This window comes from Methylobacterium sp. WL12 (genome assembly GCF_008039475.1).
GTDB classification, from domain to species: Bacteria; Pseudomonadota; Alphaproteobacteria; order Rhizobiales; family Beijerinckiaceae; genus Methylobacterium; species Methylobacterium cerastii.
The window spans coordinates 35026-52561 of record NZ_VRUW01000008.1; the positions used below are offsets into that span (position 1 = coordinate 35026).

Annotated in this window: 17 protein-coding genes; 11 read left to right on the top strand and 6 right to left on the bottom strand. The window is 72.2% G+C overall.

Annotated features, from left to right (window positions below; translation table 11 throughout):
* Positions 1 to 43: 43 nt before the first annotated feature.
* Positions 44 to 1231 (top strand): glycosyltransferase, encoded by a 1188-nt coding sequence (locus FV226_RS05260; RefSeq protein ID WP_147762118.1) that lies wholly within the window; start codon positions 44 to 46, stop codon positions 1229 to 1231.
* A 221-nt stretch (positions 1232 to 1452) separates the two neighbouring features.
* On the opposite strand, the gene FV226_RS05265 is transcribed toward FV226_RS05260, so the two are convergent.
* Entirely contained in the window at positions 1453 to 2772 is a 1320-nt protein-coding gene (locus FV226_RS05265) for an MFS transporter (protein WP_147762056.1), read from the bottom strand.
* A gap of 174 nt (positions 2773 to 2946) precedes the next feature.
* On the opposite strand from FV226_RS05265, the gene FV226_RS05270 reads away from it, so the two are divergent.
* Positions 2947 to 3849 carry an alpha/beta hydrolase gene (locus FV226_RS05270; protein ID WP_147762057.1) on the top strand — a complete coding sequence of 301 codons (903 nt, stop codon included), beginning with the start codon at positions 2947 to 2949 and terminating at the stop codon, positions 3847 to 3849.
* Positions 3850 to 3862: 13 nt separating this feature from the next.
* Here FV226_RS05270 and FV226_RS05275 read toward each other — a convergent pair whose 3' ends face one another.
* Positions 3863 to 4987, bottom strand: a complete 1125-nt coding sequence (locus tag FV226_RS05275) for a hypothetical protein (RefSeq protein WP_147762058.1) — start codon at positions 4985 to 4987, stop codon at positions 3863 to 3865.
* A gap of 82 nt (positions 4988 to 5069) precedes the next feature.
* Between FV226_RS05275 and FV226_RS05280 the strand changes: the two genes are divergently transcribed.
* From FV226_RS05280 to FV226_RS05300, 5 genes are all read left to right on the top strand, one after another.
* On the top strand, positions 5070 to 5507 hold the full coding sequence (locus FV226_RS05280; RefSeq protein WP_147762059.1) for a heme-binding protein: 438 nt from the start codon (positions 5070 to 5072) through the stop codon (positions 5505 to 5507).
* 4 nt (positions 5508 to 5511) lie between these two features.
* Positions 5512 to 7107 carry a peptide ABC transporter substrate-binding protein gene (locus FV226_RS05285; RefSeq protein WP_147762060.1) on the top strand — a complete coding sequence of 532 codons (1596 nt, stop codon included), beginning with the start codon at positions 5512 to 5514 and terminating at the stop codon, positions 7105 to 7107.
* A gap of 162 nt (positions 7108 to 7269) precedes the next feature.
* A complete protein-coding gene (locus FV226_RS05290; protein WP_147752236.1) occupies positions 7270 to 7818 on the top strand; it encodes a hypothetical protein in 549 nt (182 codons plus the stop codon).
* Positions 7819 to 7859: 41 nt separating this feature from the next.
* Positions 7860 to 8783 (top strand): ABC transporter permease subunit, encoded by a 924-nt coding sequence (locus FV226_RS05295; protein WP_147762061.1) that lies wholly within the window; start codon positions 7860 to 7862, stop codon positions 8781 to 8783.
* Positions 8780 to 9880: an ABC transporter permease gene (locus FV226_RS05300; protein WP_147762062.1), complete on the top strand. Its 1101-nt coding sequence runs from the start codon at positions 8780 to 8782 to the stop codon at positions 9878 to 9880. Before FV226_RS05295 ends, FV226_RS05300 begins: the two co-directional genes overlap by 4 nt.
* A gap of 28 nt (positions 9881 to 9908) precedes the next feature.
* Here FV226_RS05300 and FV226_RS05305 read toward each other — a convergent pair whose 3' ends face one another.
* The gene (locus tag FV226_RS05305; protein WP_246691499.1) at positions 9909 to 10274 is read right to left on the bottom strand and encodes a hypothetical protein; all 366 of its coding nucleotides are present in this window, start codon (positions 10272 to 10274) and stop codon (positions 9909 to 9911) included.
* A gap of 115 nt (positions 10275 to 10389) precedes the next feature.
* Here FV226_RS05305 and FV226_RS05310 point away from each other — a divergent pair, with 115 nt between their 5' ends.
* A complete protein-coding gene (locus tag FV226_RS05310; protein WP_147762063.1) occupies positions 10390 to 11868 on the top strand; it encodes an MFS transporter in 1479 nt (492 codons plus the stop codon).
* A 37-nt stretch (positions 11869 to 11905) separates the two neighbouring features.
* Here FV226_RS05310 and FV226_RS05315 read toward each other — a convergent pair whose 3' ends face one another.
* Complete coding sequence (locus FV226_RS05315; RefSeq protein WP_147752240.1) at positions 11906 to 12928, bottom strand: glucokinase; 1023 nt, start codon at positions 12926 to 12928, stop codon at positions 11906 to 11908.
* Between the two features lie 82 nt (positions 12929 to 13010).
* The gene (otsB, locus tag FV226_RS05320; protein ID WP_147762064.1) at positions 13011 to 13760 is read right to left on the bottom strand and encodes a trehalose-phosphatase; all 750 of its coding nucleotides are present in this window, start codon (positions 13758 to 13760) and stop codon (positions 13011 to 13013) included.
* A gap of 105 nt (positions 13761 to 13865) precedes the next feature.
* Between otsB and FV226_RS05325 the strand changes: the two genes are divergently transcribed.
* Together FV226_RS05325 and FV226_RS05330 are read left to right on the top strand one after the other, a co-directional pair.
* Positions 13866 to 14390, top strand: coding sequence for a DUF427 domain-containing protein (locus FV226_RS05325; protein ID WP_147762065.1), 525 nt, complete (start codon positions 13866 to 13868; stop codon positions 14388 to 14390).
* Positions 14391 to 14478: 88 nt separating this feature from the next.
* A complete protein-coding gene (locus FV226_RS05330) occupies positions 14479 to 15702 on the top strand; it encodes a serine hydrolase domain-containing protein (protein WP_147762066.1) in 1224 nt (407 codons plus the stop codon).
* Positions 15703 to 15775: 73 nt separating this feature from the next.
* On the opposite strand, the gene FV226_RS05335 is transcribed toward FV226_RS05330, so the two are convergent.
* Positions 15776 to 16420, bottom strand: coding sequence for a DUF2147 domain-containing protein (locus FV226_RS05335; protein WP_147752244.1), 645 nt, complete (start codon positions 16418 to 16420; stop codon positions 15776 to 15778).
* Between the two features lie 171 nt (positions 16421 to 16591).
* Here FV226_RS05335 and FV226_RS05340 point away from each other — a divergent pair, with 171 nt between their 5' ends.
* Positions 16592 to 17512, top strand: coding sequence for a bestrophin family protein (locus FV226_RS05340; RefSeq protein ID WP_147762067.1), 921 nt, complete (start codon positions 16592 to 16594; stop codon positions 17510 to 17512).
* The last annotated feature ends 24 nt before the right edge of the window (positions 17513 to 17536 follow it).

The following is a 17536-nucleotide window of genomic DNA, read 5'->3' on the forward strand; positions in this document are numbered from 1 at the left end:
AACCATCGCCATCCGGGAGCGCGTCGGCGATCGAGGATTGATGATGGCCGACACGGTCCAGCGCGATGCCACCCGGCCGACGACGATCGCAGCCCGGTCACCTGATACCATCGTCGCCATCCCCGTGCGCAACGAGGCCGAGCGCATCGGCTTCTGCCTCGACGCGCTCGACGCTCAGGAAGGCCTCGCACCGGGCCGCCTCGGCCTGGTGCTGTTCCTCAACAACTGCACCGACGACACCGCCCGGATCGTGGCCGCGCGTGTGCCGGCCCTCTCCATGCCGGTCCGGGTGATCGAGGCGGAGTTCGCCGGCGCCCATGCCGGCTGGGCCCGGCGCAAGGCGATGGACGCGGCCGCCGAGTGGCTGGCCGAGGCCGGCACGATCCTCTCCACCGACGCCGACAGCCGCGTGCCGCCGGACTGGGTCTTCGCGAACCTCCGCGCGCTGGCGGCCGGCGCCGACGCGGTCGCGGGCCGTGTCGAGCTGATCCCCGAGGAGGCGGCCCTGCTTCCGCCCTCGCTTCCGGCCCGCGGGCGGCTGGAAGACGCCTACAGCGCGCTCTTGACCGAGGCCGAGGCGCGGATCGACCCCGATCCGAACGACCCCTGGCCGTGCCACCGCACCACCATCGGCGCGACGCTCGCGGTCAGCCGCGACGCCTACCTCCGGGTCGGCGGCATGCCGGAGATCGCGCTCGGCGAGGACGGCGCCTTCGTCGCCCGCCTTCTCGCCCATGGGTTCCGCGTTCGCCACGACCCGGCGGTGATGGTGTTCATCTCCGCCCGCCTCACCGGCCGGGCGCCGGGCGGGGTCGCCGACACCATCCGCTCCCGCTGCGAGGATCCGGGCGCGCTCTGCGACGCGCGCCTCGAGCCGGTGCCGAGGGCGCTGCACCGCTATCTCTGGCGCCGGCGGCTCCGTCGTCTTCACGCCTCCGGCCGCCTCGGCACCTCGACGGCCTGGGCGCACCGCCTCGGCATCCAATCTCACGAGGCGGCGCGGATCGCCGCCCTGCCCCTCGTCGGGCAGGTCGTGGAGGAGGCCGAGCGCGCGAGCCCGAAGCTGCGACACGCGCCGCTGAGCGTGCCGCAGCTGCCGGGCCAGATCAGGCTCGCGAAGGCGGTGCTGCCGCTCGTGCGGGCGTTCGCCTCGGTTCGGGATCGCTGGAAGGGGGCTGCCGCGGCCGCCACGCCGTCGCCGACGCCGTCGGTCACGCGGGCCATGCCTTGACCGGATCGGGAGCGGCTCCCCTCTCGTAGGACTCGGGATTTCTCGAAACGCGTTTTCGGACCCGCACCGTCATCCCGGGGCGGCGTAGGCGAGCCCGGGATCCAGAATCGCAGGTCGACCTTCAGGTCGGCTCCGTCGACGGCTCTGGATGCCGGGCTCTGCTCCGCAGCCCCGGGATGACGAGGTGGAGCGGGACCGACAGCGATCCATTCGGGGGGGCGTCAGGCCCGCGCCGCCGCGGTTGCCGGCGGTTTCGGCTTTCCCAGGCCGAGCACCAGCGCGCAGCCGGCGGCGGAGAGGATGGCCAGGGGGAGGAGGCCGAGCGGGTAGCTGCTGGTCGCGTCCTTGATCACGCCGAGCAGGTAGGTGCCCAGGAACCCGCCGATGTTGCCGATGGCGTTGATCTGGGCGATGCCGGCGGCGGCTGCGCCCGCCGAGAGCCACTCGGTCGAGAGCGCCCAGAACGGGCCCTTCACCATGTAGGTGCCGGTGACGGCCAGGCACAGGATCAGCATCGTCGGCCAGAGTTGGGTCGTCAGCACCGCGGCGCCGAGGCTGAGCGCAAGCAGCCCGAGCGGCAGCGCCGTATGCCAGGTGCGCTCGCGGCGCCGGTCGGACGAGCGTCCCCACAGGATCATCAGCACCGAGGCGATGCCGAAGGGCACCGCGTTCAGGAGCCCGGTCTCCAGGTTGGTGAGGCCGAAGGACTTGATGATCTGCGGCTGCCAGAGCGACAGGCACTGGCTCGCCCCCGAGGCGCCGGCATAGATCAGCGAGGCGGCAAGCACGTAGCGGTTGGTCATCACCTGCCGCAGCGAGAGGTGGCTGGCGGGCCGGGCCGCGCCCTCGACCACCGAGGCCCGCTCGTCGGCCAGGCGCCCCGTGAGCCAGGCGCGCTGCTGCGGTGTCAGCCAGTTGGCGCGGGCCGGGCCGTCCGGCAGCAGGATGAAGGCGAGGATGCCGAGCACCACCGCCGGCACCGCCTCGATCAGGAACAGCCACTGCCAGCCGCGAAAGCCCAGCATCCCGTCGGTGCCGAGCAGCCACGCCGAGAGCGGCGAGCCGAGGAAGCTCGAGATCGGGATCGCGACCATGAAGATCGCCACGATCCGCCCGCGATAGGCGCGCGGGTGCCAGTAGGTCAGGTAGAGGATCACGCCGGGGAAGAACCCGGCCTCGGCGGCTCCGAGCAGCAGCCGCACCGCGTAGAACGAGAACGGCCCGACGACGAAGGCCATCCCCGCCGAGACCAGCCCCCAGGTGATCATGATCCGCGCGATCCAGATCCGGGCGCCGAACCGCTCCATCGCGACGTTGCTCGGCACCTCGCAGAGCACGTAGGACACGTAGAACAACCCGCCGCCGAGGCCGAATTGCGCCGCCGACAGGCCGATGTCCTGATTCATCTGCAGGGCGGCGAAGCCCGCGTTCACCCGGTCGACGAAGGCGACGAAGTAGGCGAGCATCAGGAACGGCAGGATGCGCCACGTCACCGTGCGCAGTGTGGCGCGCTCGATCGCGCCGATCTCCGTCTGAACCATGGCTTATCGTCCCCGCGCCGTCGGCGCACGCAGCGTTCGGCCATCCCGATCGCCCTGGCCAGAGCCGATCACGACACCGCCGTCCATCTGTCGGCCGCCGCCCGACGCATGGCAACGTTTAGCCCGCCACCTCGTTGTCGCGACGACCGCTCAGCTCCAAGGACGCGCAAGGCGATGGCGACGAGCCTCGACGCATTACCCCCTGCCCTCCCCGGGCGCCGGGAGGTGATCGACACGGCGGCCGGCCGGGTCGGCTTCTACGCTTCGTCCGAGGCCGAGGGCGTACCGCTGCTGCTGATCCACTCGATCAACGCCGCCGCCAACGCCTACGAGGTCCGCCCGCTCTACCTGCACGCGCAAGGCGCCCGCCCGGTCTACGCCCTCGACCTCCCGGGCTTCGGCTTCTCCGAGCGGTCGCGCCGCCTCTACGATCCGCGCCTGATGGTGGACGCGATCCACGCCGTCGCCGCCAAGATCGCCGGGCGGCACGGCGGCGTCCGCGTCGACGCGATCGCGGTGTCGCTCTCGGCCACCTACCTCGCCCGCGCCGTGGTCGAGCGGCCCGAGGTCTACCGCGCGATCGGCCTGATCAGCCCGACCGGGTTCGACCGGCGACTCGCCGGGCGCGGGCCGGCGGGCGGCGACCGCGGCAGCCCGCGCGTCCGCAGGATCGTCGACTCGGCCGTCCTCGGGCCGGCGTTGTTCGCCCTCCTGGTCAGCCGCCCGAGCATGCGCTTCTTCCTGCGCAAGACCTTCGGCTCGAAGCGGATCGACGAAGGGCTGTTCGCCTACGATCACCTGTCGGCCCACCAGCCGGGCGCGCGGCACGCACCGTACTGCTTCGTGGCCGGCTACCTGTTCCCCACCGACGCCACCACGCTCTACGAGGCGCTGACGCTCCCGGTGCTGATGCTGCACGGCAGCCGCGGCGACTTCGTCGACTTCCGCGACGCGCCGCGTTTCGCCGGCCGGCCGAACTGGACGATCCGCGCCCTGCCCACCGGCGCCTTCCCGCATTTCGAGGACCCGGCGACGGTGACGGGCGCCTTCGATGCGTTCTTCGCCGGCCTCGCTTGACCGGGCGCCGCGCTCAGCTGACCCGCCAGCGCGATTCGAAGCCGGCGAGCCGCGCAGCACCGAGGGTGGCGCGCTCCACGCACTCGGCCGGGACCCGGCGCCACGCCGGGGGCCTGCGGAAGTCGAAACGGCGCAGGGTCTCGCGCATCAGGAGCGCGATCTGCGCTTCGGCCTCCGCCGGGATCGGCCGGCCGGCCCACTCGTTCGGCGCCCGCGCGGGCGCCGCAGCGACGACCCGATCCCATGGCAGGCCCCAGGCCAGCTCGGCGAAGCGCGCGCAGGTGGCGGCGAAGCGGTCGGCGAGTTCCTTGGCAAGTTCCGGCGCGTCGCCGCGGAACGGCTCGGGATCGAGGCCGCGCGACCACGCCGCCTGATCGAGGACGTGACCGATGCGGCGCGGGTGGCCGTCCACCTGCCGGTGGACCCTGAGGCTCCGCAGCCGGCGCGAAGCCTCGACGGCGAGCGGCCCGGAACTGCGGTTGGTCACGGTGCCCAGGACCGCGGCGTCCATCATCGGCCCGAGCCGCCCGGCGAGGCCGAGGGCGGCGACGAACCGCTCGACCAGCGTCGCGTCGGAGCGCGCGTCGCGAAGCGGCACGGCGGTGACGGCGCCATCCGTCGTCTGTGCCCACGGGGCGATGAGCGCGCGGTAGTCGAGGCGCCCGGAGCGGCGATGCGCGCGGGCGTATTCGCGGAAGGTCCGCGGCTCCTTCACCAGCTGCGCGCGGTGGGCGTAGGCGGAGTTCAGGAACTCGAACGGCGGCTTCACCGCCATCACGACCTCCATCGCGAAGCCGCGCCGGGCGAACACCTCGGACAGCGTCCGCGGAACGCCGAAGCTCGGCCGCTGCACCGAGAAGTCCTCGTAGGAGAGGATCACGGTGTCGGCGTCGGTGTCGGCGAGCGCCCGATCGAGGCGCGCCAGCATCGTGCGGCGCTCCGCCTTCGGCCGCCGGCCGTCGAGCGCCTCGCCCAACCCCTGGTGGTTGACGTCGGCCCCAGACCGGGCTCCCTCGGGCGCGAGGTCTGGGTAGAGCAGCCCGGCCTCCGCCAGCCTCGGACGTAGAGTGGCCAGCACCAGCTGCAGCGATGTGGACCCCGTCCGGGGCATTCCGATATGGATGATCGCGCGACGCATCGTCGATCGCCTCCTTGTCCTGATCCCTGGCCGTCGCGGACCGTCCGCCCCGGCTGTCCGTCCCCCCAATCCCCCGGTTCCGATGATCGACCTGACGCTCGAGTCCGCCCGCATCATCGTCGCGACCGCCTTGGAGACGGCCCGAACGCGCGGCCTGAAGCCGCTCGCCGTGGTCGTCTATGACGATCGAGGGTCTCTGAAATGTGTCCAGGTGGAGGACGGCGCCTCGCTCCGCCGCGCCGAGATCGCGATGGGCAAGGCCAACGGCGCCCTGGCGCTCGGCCTCGGCTCGCGGGCGATCCATGCCCGGGCGGAGGCCCAGCCCTACTTCGTCGCGGCGGTGAGCCACGTGGTCGGGGCCGCGGCCCTGGTGCCGGTGCCGGGCGGCGTGCTGATCCGTGCTCAGGACGGCCGTCTGCTCGGCGCCGTCGGCATCTCGGGCGACACGTCGGACAACGACGAGATCTGCGCGCTCGCCGGCATCGAGGCCGCCGCGCTCGTGCCAGAGACCGGCGCCTGAGCCGATGCGCCTGCCGCGCCGTGGCTGGCTTTCCGGCGCGGGCGCCATGCTGCTCGCGGGTACTGCCGGAGCGCGGGCGGCGCCGGACGGCACGTATCGGCGCGGCAACGACGCCGACCCCGAGACCCTCGACCCGCACCGGTCGTCGACCGTGGCCGAGGCGCACATCCTGCGCGACCTCTATGACGGGCTGCTCACCTACGACAACTGCGGCGCCATCATCGCCGGCGCCGCGCAATCCTGGCGCGTGTCGGACGACGGGCTGACCTACACCTTCACCCTGCGCGAGGGCGGGCGTTGGTCGAACGGCGACCCGGTCGAGGCGGAGGCCTTCGTCTACTCCCTGCGCCGCATCCTCGCGCCGGAGACGGCGGCGAAGTACGCCGAGGTGCTGTTCCCGATCCGCAACGCGGCGGCGATCAACCGCGGCGCGATGCCGGCGACGGCGCTCGGCGTCGCCGCGCCCGACCCCCGCACGGTGACGATCGCGCTGGAGGCGCCGACCCCCTACCTCCTCGAACTCCTGACGCACCAGACCGCGCTGCCGGTGCACCGTCCGTCGGTCGAACGCTTCGGCGAGAGCTTCACCCGGCCGGGCAACCTCGTCTCGAACGGGCCCTACGCTCTGGTCGACTCGGTGCCGAACGACCGCATCGTGCTCAGGCGCAACCCGCATTTCCACGCGGCGGCCGAGATCGCGATCCCGCAGGTCGCCTTCGTGCCGACGCCGGACCTGTCGAGCGCGGTGCGACGCTACGATGCGGGCGAGCTGGATTCGCTGGCCGACCTGCCCGGCGACCAGATGGCGTCGCTGCGCCGCCGCTTCGGCGACCAGGTCGTGCTCGGGCCTTCGCTCGGCCTCTACGCGCTGGCGGTGAACACGCGGAAGCCGCCCTTCGACGACGTCCGCGTTCGGCGCGCCCTGTCGTTGGCGCTCGACCGCGAATACCTCGCCGAGGCGTTGTGGGGCGGCACCATGAGCCCGGCCTACTCGCTCTGCCCGCCCGGGCTCGACAACTACCGGACGCCCCCGGAGACGGAAGGGCGCACCCGCCTCCCGATCGACAACGAGGAGACGGCCGCCCGCCTGCTCGCGGAGGCGGGCTTCGGGCCGGACCGGCCGCTGCGGGTCGAGTACCGTTTCAACACCAGCGACAACAACCGCAACACCGCCGTCGCGGTCGCCGAGATGTGGCGCGGCCTCGGGATCGAGACCCGGTTCGTCTACACCGACGCCAAGACCCACTTCGCGTATCTGCGCGACGGCGGCGACTTCGACGTCGCGCGGATGTCCTGGATCGCCGACTACTCCGACCCGCAGAACTTCCTGTTCCTGCTCACCACCGGCAACGACGGGATGAACCCCGGCCATTGGTCGAACGCCGAGTACGACGCCCTCCTGGCGAAGGCCGCGGCCGAACGCGACCTCACCGCCCGCGCCGACCTGCTCTACCGCGCCGAGGCGCTGGTGATGCGCGACCTGCCGTGGATCCCGGTGATGCACACCCGCTCCAAGGCGCTGATCGCGCCGCGCCTGCACGGCTACGTGCCGAACCTGCGCAACGCCGCGCCGACGCGATTCCTGCGGCTCGTCGGATGAGCGGGCGCTTGTCTCGCCTCGGCGCGCGACGGATACACTTCGGCACGACCGGCGGAGACCCTACGGACGACATCGCACGCCCGGCGTCGCTCGGAACAGGTATCTGCGGCCCATCGCGAGACACGGCCTGCGTGAGCAGCAAATTATTTGGAGGGCCGCGGGATGGCTGATCTGACGATCGTCGCTGGCGAAGTTGGGCGTGGCGGCGGAGTTTACGACACGGGGCTATTCTCGCTCCCGGATGGGAGCGTACGCGGGGCCGAGACGATCGTCGAGGTGATCATCCACGGCGGTGTCGACAAGAACCAGAGCCTCGTCGGCCATCTAATCGGTGGGTTGAGGGGCGGCGTCGCCCTGGCCTCGCACCTCGACCTGACGGCCCCGGTAAATCTGGCGGCTGCCGCAATCGGGAGCGGCCTGAACGCACTCGACAACGGACCTCGGCAAAGCGCGCTGATCGAGGTCAAGTTCCTAGATGGGGCGACGTTCGTCGCGATGGCCGATGTCGGCATCTCATCGTTGATGGAGAACGATCGCCGGGTGATCCAGGCAGCCGTGCCCCGTTTGCAATCCATTCCCGTTCAAGCTTCCACGGAGTTGGAAGCTGGTCTTGCAACCCGCGCCGTCGAGGCGGCATCGAGTGCCGTCGGAAGCGCCGGCTCCGCCGTGTCCAGTGCCTTCGGCTTCATCAAGAGCAGGACGCTGGGCTGAAGCGTGGATCCTCTATCCCCACACGTGCCATCGTCCCGCGCATGACCGGCTACGTGCTGCGCCGGCTGCTGCAGGCGATCCCGACGCTGTTCGTGGTGATCGCGCTGAGCTTCTTCCTGATGCGGCTCGCGCCCGGGGGGCCGTTCGACCTAGAGCGGCCGTTGGCGCCGGCGGCCATGGACAACCTGCGCCGGGTCTACGGGCTCGACCAGCCGCTGGCGGTGCAGTTCGGGCGCTACCTCGCGGCCCTGGCCCGGGGCGATCTCGGGCCGTCCTTCTCCTTCCGCGACATGAGCGTCGCCGACCTGTTCGCCCGCGGCCTGCCGGTGTCGATGATCCTCGGCGGCATCGCGCTTGCCGTCTCGCTCGCGCTCGGCGTCGGCCTCGGCGCGTGGGCGGCGTACCGCCACGGCGGATGGGTCGACCGCCTAGTTGGGGCAGCCGCCTCGCTCGGCCTGTCGGTGCCGGGCTTCGTCGTCGCGCCGCTGCTGCAGATCGCCTTCGGCCTGTCGCTGCGCTGGCTGCCGGTGAGCGGCTGGGAGGGGGGCGCGCCCTCGCACCTGATCCTGCCGGTGATCACCCTGGCGCTGCCGCAGGCCGGAGGCATCGCCCGGCTCACCCGGGCGTCGATGGCGGAGGCGTTGCGCGCCCAGCACGTGCGGACCATGCGCAGCCTCGGCCTGCCGCCCTGGCGCATCGCCCGGCACGCCCTGCGCGGGGCGCTGCTGCCCGTCGTCGCGATCCTCGGGCCGCTCTCGGCCAGCCTGCTCACCGGCTCGGTGGTGGTCGAGACCATCTTCGGCCTGCCCGGGATCGGCCGCTACTTCGTCGAGGGGGCCTTGAACCGCGACTACACCCTGGTGATGGGGACGGTGGTGCTGGTGGCGGTGCTCGTCGTCGTCCTGAACCTCGTCGCCGACCTCGTCTCGGCGTGGCTCGACCCGCGCCTGCGGCAGCACGCGTGAGCGCGCCGCCCAAGTCGCCGACGCGCCGCGCGATCCTGCGCCTGTCGCGCGACCGTGGCGCGATGGCGGCGCTCGCCGTGCTCGCCCTGATGACGCTCGCCTGCCTGGTCGGCCCGCTGCTCACCGGCCATGCGCCCGCGCGGACCTACCCGGACCTGCGCCAGCTTCCCCCCGGCCTCGCGGCCCAGCCCGACGCGGATCGTCTGCGGCCCGCGCTCGATCGCCTCGCCTTCCGTATCCGCGCGACGGTGGCGGAGGCCGAGAGGACGGGCGACACGCTCCGCCTCGTCCTGGCCTCGGACGCAACGATCGACCCGCGCGGCCTCGTCTACCTGCCGCGCTCAGACCTGTTCGGCGCCCCCCGCGTCGTCGCCCGCGAGGACGACGGGCGGCGCCTTACCGTCGCGGTGCCGGTGCGGAGGCTCCACTTCCTCCTCGGCACCGACGTGCATGGGCGCGACCTCCTCAGCCGCAGCCTCGTGGCCGGCCGCGTGTCGCTGCTGATCGGGCTCACCGCGACGCTGGTCGCGCTTGGCGTCGGCATCCTCTACGGCGCCGTCTCGGGGTTCGCCGGAGGGGCCGTCGACGCCGCGATGATGCGGCTGGTCGACATCCTCTACGCCCTGCCGTTCGTGTTCTTCGTGATTGTGCTGGTGGTGTTCTTCCGCGCGAGCCTCGCCCTGATCCTGGTGGCGATCGGCGCCGTGGAATGGCTCGACATGGCCCGCATCGTCCGCGCCCAGACCCTGGCGCTGCGCCGCCGCGACTTCGTCCGCGCCGCCGAGGCGCTCGGCCTGTCGTCCGCCGCGATCCTGCGGCGGCACATCGTGCCGAACACCCTCGGGCCGGTGACGGTCGCCGCCACCCTGCTGGTGCCGCGGGTGATCCTCCTGGAGAGCTTCCTGTCGTTCCTCGGCCTCGGCGTGCAGGAGCCGGCGACGAGCTGGGGCGTGCTGATCGCGGAAGGCGCGCGCAGCCTCGAATCCGCGCCGCACATGCTCGCCGGGCCGGCGGTGTTCCTGGTTGCGACCCTCGTGGCCCTCAACGTGCTCGGCGACGGGCTGGCCGCCGCGCTCGATCCGCGGGCGGAGGCCTGATCGCGCGGCCTGATTGCGAGGCGTGGCCTCACCGTATCTCGGTATAGGCCGGGTAGACCTGCCGAACCCGGCGCCGATCCTCAGGGATCGGCATCGCCGGGCGCACCCGCGCCTGCGCCGCCGCCGGCAGGACGATGTTGGTCTCGGCCGGGCGCAGGCGCCAGCGGTCGGAGCCCGACATCGTCACCGGCTGCCGGTCCCGGGCCAGCGTCGCGTCGGCCCCGTGGGTCGGCACGACGGCGAGGCCGGCGAGCGCCGCCGTCGCCAGGATGCCCAGCCGCAGGCAGGGCCCGAGGCGGCGGGCCTGGGAGCGTGCATGAGAGCGGGGGTGGGACGGAGCACGGAACCGCGACGGGGAGCGGACTGTCTTGCGAACGTCGAGGCGAGGCTTCATGGGAGGCATCCACGGTGATGCCGTCATCAAAGCCCGCAACGATGAAAGCTCAGCCGAACCTTTCGCTGGTCTCCGCCGTTCTGAACAGGCGTCTCGAGTCAAGGTAAACACAGTCATGGCGACCAAAGTCGAGACCGCGTCGGGCAAGACGACGCCCGAGCGCGCCCCCATGGGCACGATCGTCGACACCGACATCTCCGCACGACTGGACCGCCTGCCCTGGGGCCGGTTCCACGTCCTCGTCATCGTGGCGCTCGGCATCACCTGGGTGCTCGACGGGCTCGAGGTGACGCTGGCCGGCGCGCTCGTCGGCGCGTTGCGCAAGGCGCCGATGAGCTTCACCGAGTTCGATGTGGGCCTGGCCGCCTCCTCCTACCTGGTCGGCGCGGTTACGGGGGCGCTCGGCTTCGGCTGGCTGACCGACCGCATCGGCCGCAAGAAGCTGTTCTTCATCACGCTGGCCCTCTACCTCGCGGCGACCGCGGCCACGGGCCTGTCGTGGAACGTCTACTCGTTCTGCATCTTCCGCTTCCTCACCGGCGCCGGCATCGGCGGCGAGTACACCGCGATCAACTCGACGATCCAGGAACTCGTGCCGGCGCGTGTCCGCGGCTGGACCGACCTCGTGATCAACGGGTCGTTCTGGATCGGCGCCGCGCTCGGCTCCTTCCTCTCGATCGTGCTCCTGAAGCCCGAGGTGATCGACCCGGCCTGGGGCTGGCGCGTCGCGTTCTTCACCGGCGGCGCCATCGGCCTCGTGATCCTGCTGCTCCGCACCTGGATCCCCGAGAGCCCGCGCTGGCTCGCGACCCACGGCTACACCGCCGAGGCCGACCGGGTGGTCTCCGGCATCGAGAAGCGCTTCACCGACGAGGGCCACACCCTGCCGCCGGTGGACGAGGGCAAGCGGATGAAGCTGCGCACCCGCGACCACACCCCGCTCTCGGAGGTGTTCGGGACGATGTTCGGCACCTCGCGCAAGCAGACCGTCGTCGGGCTCGCGCTGATGATCGCGCAGGCGTTCTTCTACAACGCGTTGTTCTTCACCTACGCCCTGGTGCTGGAGCGGTTCTACGGCGTGCCCGGCGGCAGCGTCGGCTGGTACCTGCTGCCGTTCGCCCTCGGCTCCTTCCTCGGGCCGCTGCTCCTCGGGCGCCTGTTCGACACGGTCGGCCGCCGGCCGATGATCGCCTTCACCTACGGCATCTCGGCGGTGCTGCTCGCGGGTGCCGGATACCTGTTCAAGATCGAGGTGTTCGGGGCCTGGGCGCAGACCGGCGTGTGGATGGTGGTGTTCTTCTTCGCCTCCGCCGCAGCGAGCGCCGCCTACCTCACCGTCGCCGAGACCTTCCCGCTGGAGATCCGGGCCCTGGCGATCGCCGGCTTCTACGCCATCGGCACCGGCATCGGCGGCGTCTCGGGGCCGCTCCTGTTCGGCTCGCTCGTGGAGACCGGCTCCCGCGAGGCGGTCTTCGGCGGCTATCTCGTCGGGGCCGCGCTGATGGCGGTCGCGGCCATCGTCGGCGGCCTCTTCGGCACGGCGGCCGAGGGACGCTCTCTGGAGGACGTGTCGAAGCCGCTCGCGGCGGCCTGACGGTCCTGTTGCGATGCCATCGCGCGTGGCGCTGGGGTCAGGCCCCCCGGCGCCACACCTGGCCGTGATAGACGAAGGTCTCGCCCTCGCTCGCCAAGGCCGCGAGGCCGGTGAAGGCGGGGTCGTGGACGGTGATGACGCTGGTCGGGATCGCCCGCATCATCGCGGAGAACGGCGCCTTGCGCTCGAACGCCGCGCGGAAGCCGCCTTGCTGCAGGAGCTTGACGATCCGCGGGGCGATGCCGCCGCCGACGTAGACGCCGCCGGTGGCCAGGAAGGTCAACGCGAGGTCGCCGCAGACCCGGCCGAGCAGGCGCCCGAACAGCTCCAACGCTTCCGCCGCATGCGGATCGGAGGCGTCGAGGCCGGCCTGGGTCACCGCCGCCGGCTCGATCTTCTCCGCCGGCTCGCCTGTCCGGACGTGGCGCACGGCGGCGTGCAAGCGGGCGAGGCCGGGGCCTGAGAGCACCGTCTCGACGGTGACCCGGTCCTCGACACGCTCCAGGGCGTGCCAGACCTTCTCCTCGAAGGCGTCCGAGGGGCCGAGGTCGGTGTGGCCGGCCTCCGTGGAGACGATCGCGAGGCGGTCCGAATACGGGACCAGGGCCGCGGCGCCGAAGCCGGTGCCCGGCCCGAGCACCACGCGGGCGCCGCCCGGCTCGTGCCCGACCGGCCCCACCAGAGTGAGGTCGTGCGGCGCGATGCCCGCTGCGCCGGCCGCGACCGGCACGTAGTCGTTGACGACAACGGAGGTCTCGAGGTCGAAGTCGGCGCCGATCTTGGCGCCCTCGATCACCCAGTGGGCGTTGGTGAGCTGCACCTTCGGGCCGTCGACCCGGCCGGCGATGGCGAGGATCGCCGAGCGCGGCGCCGGCCCGCCCGCGTGCTTGCCCCCTTGCCCGTCCTTGGCCAGGGCCGCGCGGATCGCGCTCGACGGATCGGGGTGGCCCGCCGTCGCCTCGTGCGAGAGCAGGCGCGGCGCCGCGCCCTTCGACTCGACCACCCCGAAGCGGGCGTTCGTGCCGCCGATGTCGCCGACGAGGACCGGAAACGCGAACATGCGGTACCCTTTCCCGATCGACGCGGGGCCGTCCCGGCCGACGCGTCGCTGTCTGTCCGTTCAAAGGAGTCGCCGGCGCGGCTCAGGCCGCCGGCAGCGCGTCCAGATCGATGCTCCCGCCCGCCGCCCAGCCGCCTAGCAAGGCCCGCACCGCGTCCGGGCCGGGCAGGCGCCGTTCGGCCGCGGTCTCGCCCGGTCCGATCCGGATGCCGAGGCCGCCATACGCCGCGACGCTGGCGAAGGCGATCTCGTCGGTGCGGTCGTCGCCGAGGAACACCGCGCGGCGGCCGGCATAGGGGGCGTTCTCGAGGAAGGCGCGGATCGCGTGCGCCTTGGTGGCCGAGGCCGGCACGATCTCGCCGACCGCCTTGCCGAGCTGGAGCCGGTAGCCGCCCGCCAGCTCGGCGGCGATCGCGGTGACCGCCTCCTCCGCCCGCTCGGCGTCCGCCGGCGTCGCCAGACGCCAGTGCACGGCGACCGAGGCGCCCTTGTCCTCGATCAGCACCGCGTCGAGGTCGGCGACCATGGCCCGGAGCCGGGGCATCCGCGCACGCAGCTCCGGATGGTCGTCCGGGCTGCCGCCGGTGAGGACGCCGTCGACCCGGCGCTCGACCCCGTGCAGGCCGGCGACGTCGAAGGCGGCGGGCGCGAGGAAGGCGTCGATCACCGAGACCGGGCGACCGGTGACGATCGCCAGCGCCCCGTCCAGCCGCGCATGGAGCGCCTGCAGCATCGGCACCAGGTCCGGCTCGACGCGAACGAGGTCGGGCCGTGGCGCGATCTCGACCAGCGTGCCGTCGAAATCGAGGAAGAGGGCGATCGGTGTGTCCAACGTCGGCGCTCCAATGTCCGTTCGGGGCTAGCATGTCGCGCGCCTGCGGCAAACGCATTGTCGCGCCGCCCTATCTCTCGGGGACGACGAACGGAGGACGACGCGATGCATCCGACCCCAGCCCCGACGAAGCCCGGCGAGGAGAGCGTGTGGGACTATCCCCGCCCGCCCCGGCTCGAACCGGTCGCCGCGACCCTGAAGGTCGTGCTGGCCGGCCGCACCATCGCCGAGACGCGGGCGGGCTTCCGCGTCCTGGAGACCAGCCATCCGCCGACCTACTACTTCCCGCCGGGCGACGTCGCCGCGGGCGTGCTCGGGCCGGCGCGCCGGGCCGGGATCTGCGAGTGGAAGGGACGCGCCGTGCTGTTCGACGTTCTGGCGGGCGGCGCGACGACCCCTGGCGCGACGACCCCTGGCGCGACGATCCCGGGAGCAGCTTGGGCCTATCCCGATCCGACGCCGGGCTTCCGTGCGATCGCCGGCTACGTCGCCTTCTATGCCGGCCCGATGGAGGCCTGCTTCGTCGGGGGCGTCCGCGCGGAGCCGCAGCCGGGGGGCTTCTACGGCGGCTGGATCACCCCCGGCGTCGTCGGCCCGTTCAAGGGCGGCCCGGGAAGCATGGGCTGGTGAGCCGTTGCAGCGGTCCTGAGAGCTGTACCGCCGCGCGGCGACCGCTACATCGGGCGTCGGGAGCCGAGGGGCGGCCAAGGAGCACGGCATGAGCGATGCGATCGACGGCAGGCCGCAGGAGGTGGGCGTGGACCCCGGCCGCCTGGAGCGGATCGACGGCTGGATGCGAGACCTCGTCGAGCAGGGCAAGCTCGCCGGGCTGTCGGTGAGCGTGGCGCGGCGCGGGCGCACGGTGTTCCGGCGCGCCCACGGCCTCGCCGACCTCGCCCGCAAGACGCCGTTCACGGCCGATACGATGACGCGCATCTACTCGATGACGAAGCCGCTGACCTCGGTCGCGGTGATGCAGCTCTACGAGGAGGGCCGCTTCCAGCTCGACGACCCGGTCTCGCGCTTCCTGCCGGAATTCTCCGAGATGCGGGTCGCGACCGGCGGCAACCGCGCCAAGCTCGAGACCGAGCCGGCCCGCCGCCCGATCACCATCCGCGACCTGCTCACCCATACCGGCGGCCTGACCTACGGCTTCATGGAATCGACCCTGGTCGACGCGCTCTACCGGCAGCAGGGCGCCGACTTCCTGCGGCCGGATGCGAGCCTCGCCGAGGTGGTGGCCACGGTGGCTTCGCTCCCGCTGCTGTCGCAGCCGGGCGAAGCCTGGAACTACAGCGTCTCGACGGACGTGCTCGGCCACCTCGTGGCCGTCGTCTCGGGACGCGACTTCGCGGATTACCTGCGCGAGGCCGTGATCGCGCCGCTCGGCATGGTCGACACCGACTTCTTCGTGCGCCCCGACAACCTTGGACGCTTCGCGGCGAACTACGTCTACGATCGCAGCCGCACGCTCACGCTCTACGACGATGCGGTCGAGACCACCTTCGCCAAGCCGCCGGCGATCGCGGGCGGCGGCGGCGGCCTCGTCTCGACGGCCTCGGACTACATGCGCTTCTGCCGGTTCATCCTGAACAAGGGCGAACTCGACGGCTTACGCCTGCTCGGACGCAAGACGGTCGAGCTGATGACCATGAACCACCTGCCCGGCGACCTCGCCGCGATCGGTACGCCGCGGTTCGCCGAGTCGTCCTATCACGGCATCGGCTTCGGGCTCGGCTTCTCGGTGATGCTCGATCCGGCCAAGGCCCAGATCGTCGGCACGCCCGGCGAGGTCGCCTGGGGCGGCATGGCCTCGACCGCGTTCTGGATCGACCCGGCCGAGGACCTCGCCGTGGTGCTGCTGACGCAGCTCGTCCCGTCGTCGGCGTTGCCGATCCGCAAGGAACTGCGGGTGCTGACCTACGCCGCTTTGGTCGATTGAGACCTGATCACGTGATCCGCTGTCGCCTTCGATCCGATCGCGCCGCCGAGGCGCGATCGGTTTAGGCCATGGACTATTCGGCGGCGGGGGCGGCCGTGGTGCCGGCCGGGGCCGGCTTCGCGCCGGGCTTCGGCGCGGGGGGCTTGGCCGCGTTCGCGCCGGTCGCGGCGGGCTTGCCGGCCATGTATTCCGGATCGGTGCGCGGGCCGCCCGGGCCGTTGGTCGGCCCGGTCATCTGGCCGGCGACCACGTCGGTCACCCGGTTCCAGGTCTGCGACTTGCATAGGAACGCGATCAGGCAGCCGCGGACGGTGAGTTCCTCCGGCGTGTCGGACCAGATCGTCACGTCGTAGGACTTGCCGTCCTCGGAATTGTAGATCTTGCCCTCGTAGTGGGCGTCGGCGTTCGGCTTCAGCCCCATGATGAGCTGGTGGCCGAGCGAGGCGCGGGCCTGCTTGCTCGCGTCGGGGTTCTTGAAGTCGACCCGCGGCTGGCCCTTGTCGTTGAGCGGCACCTTCAGCCACACGACGTAGCCGCACAGGCTCTTGTTGCTCGGGCCGCACTTCTCCACCCGGATGCGGGCGCGCCCGTCCTCGGTGAGCCACGTGCCGCTCGGGTCCGCAGGCGTCGCCGCATGGGCGACGCCGGTCAGCATCGCCAGCGCCATCGCACGTCCGGCCCAGGCGCCGATTCCCGCGCCGATCCGTCGAACCGTCATACCCATTACTCCTTAGCCGCGCGCCGGCTGCGTGGCCTTGGCCCGTCGGCGTGCACGATCTCTCAGGCCCGCCAATCCGCTCCGAACATGACGGGATCATGGCCGTGCGGCGGCTCGCAGGGGACGCGCGGCCGATGACGGGGGCGACCCGGACGGCTAAGCCTACCGTCCATGATCGTTCGCCCGCGCCCCAACCTCTTCGCCATCCTGTTCACCCTGCGCGGCTCGATCCTGCCGCGGGTGGCGCTGAAGGTCCTCGGGCTGACGGCCTTCGCCGCCCTGGTGGTCGCCGTCGAGCAGCGCGTCCCGGACAAGTTTCCGGTGACGGCGGGGATCGGGCCCTTCACCCTGATCGGGTTGGCGCTGTCGATCTTCCTGAGCTTCCGCAACAACGCCTGCTACGAGCGCTGGTGGGAGGCCCGGAAGGCCTGGGGGGCGCTCATCGTCGAGGTGCGCGGCTTGAGCCGGACCCTGGTCGCGCTGCTGCCCGGCGACGCGCGCGCCGGCCTTCGCCGGTCGAGCCTGCGCCGGGTCGTCGGCTTCGGCCACGGCCTGCACGCGCGGCTGCGCGGCCTCGACGAGGCGGCGGCCGTCACGCCCTGGCTGCCGCCGGCCGAGGCGGCGCGGCTGCGCGCCTGCCCGAGCCCGACCGATGCGGTGCTGGCCGGCCTGACCCGCGACCTCGCGGACGCGTATCGCGACGGGCACCTCACCGACGTGCTGTTCGGCCTCCTCGAGCGCAAGGTCTCGGACCTGTCGGCGATCCACACCGCCTGCGAGCGCATCCACGGAACGCCCCTGCCCTTCGCCTACACGCTGCTGCTCTACCGCACGGCGTGGCTCTACTGCCTGCTGCTGCCATTCGGCCTGTCGGCCTCGCTCGGCTGGGCGACGCCGGTCGCGACCATGCTGGTGGCGTACACCTTCTTCGGCCTCGACGCGCTCGGCGACGAACTCGAGGAGCCCTTCGGCCTCGAGGCGAACGACCTGCCCCTCGACGCGATGCTGCGCACGGCCGAGCGCACGGTGCTCGACGCCCTCGGCGAGCCGCTGCCGCCTGCGATGGAGCCGGTGCGCTACCGGCTGGACTGAGCGGGCGGGACCTTCGCACACGGC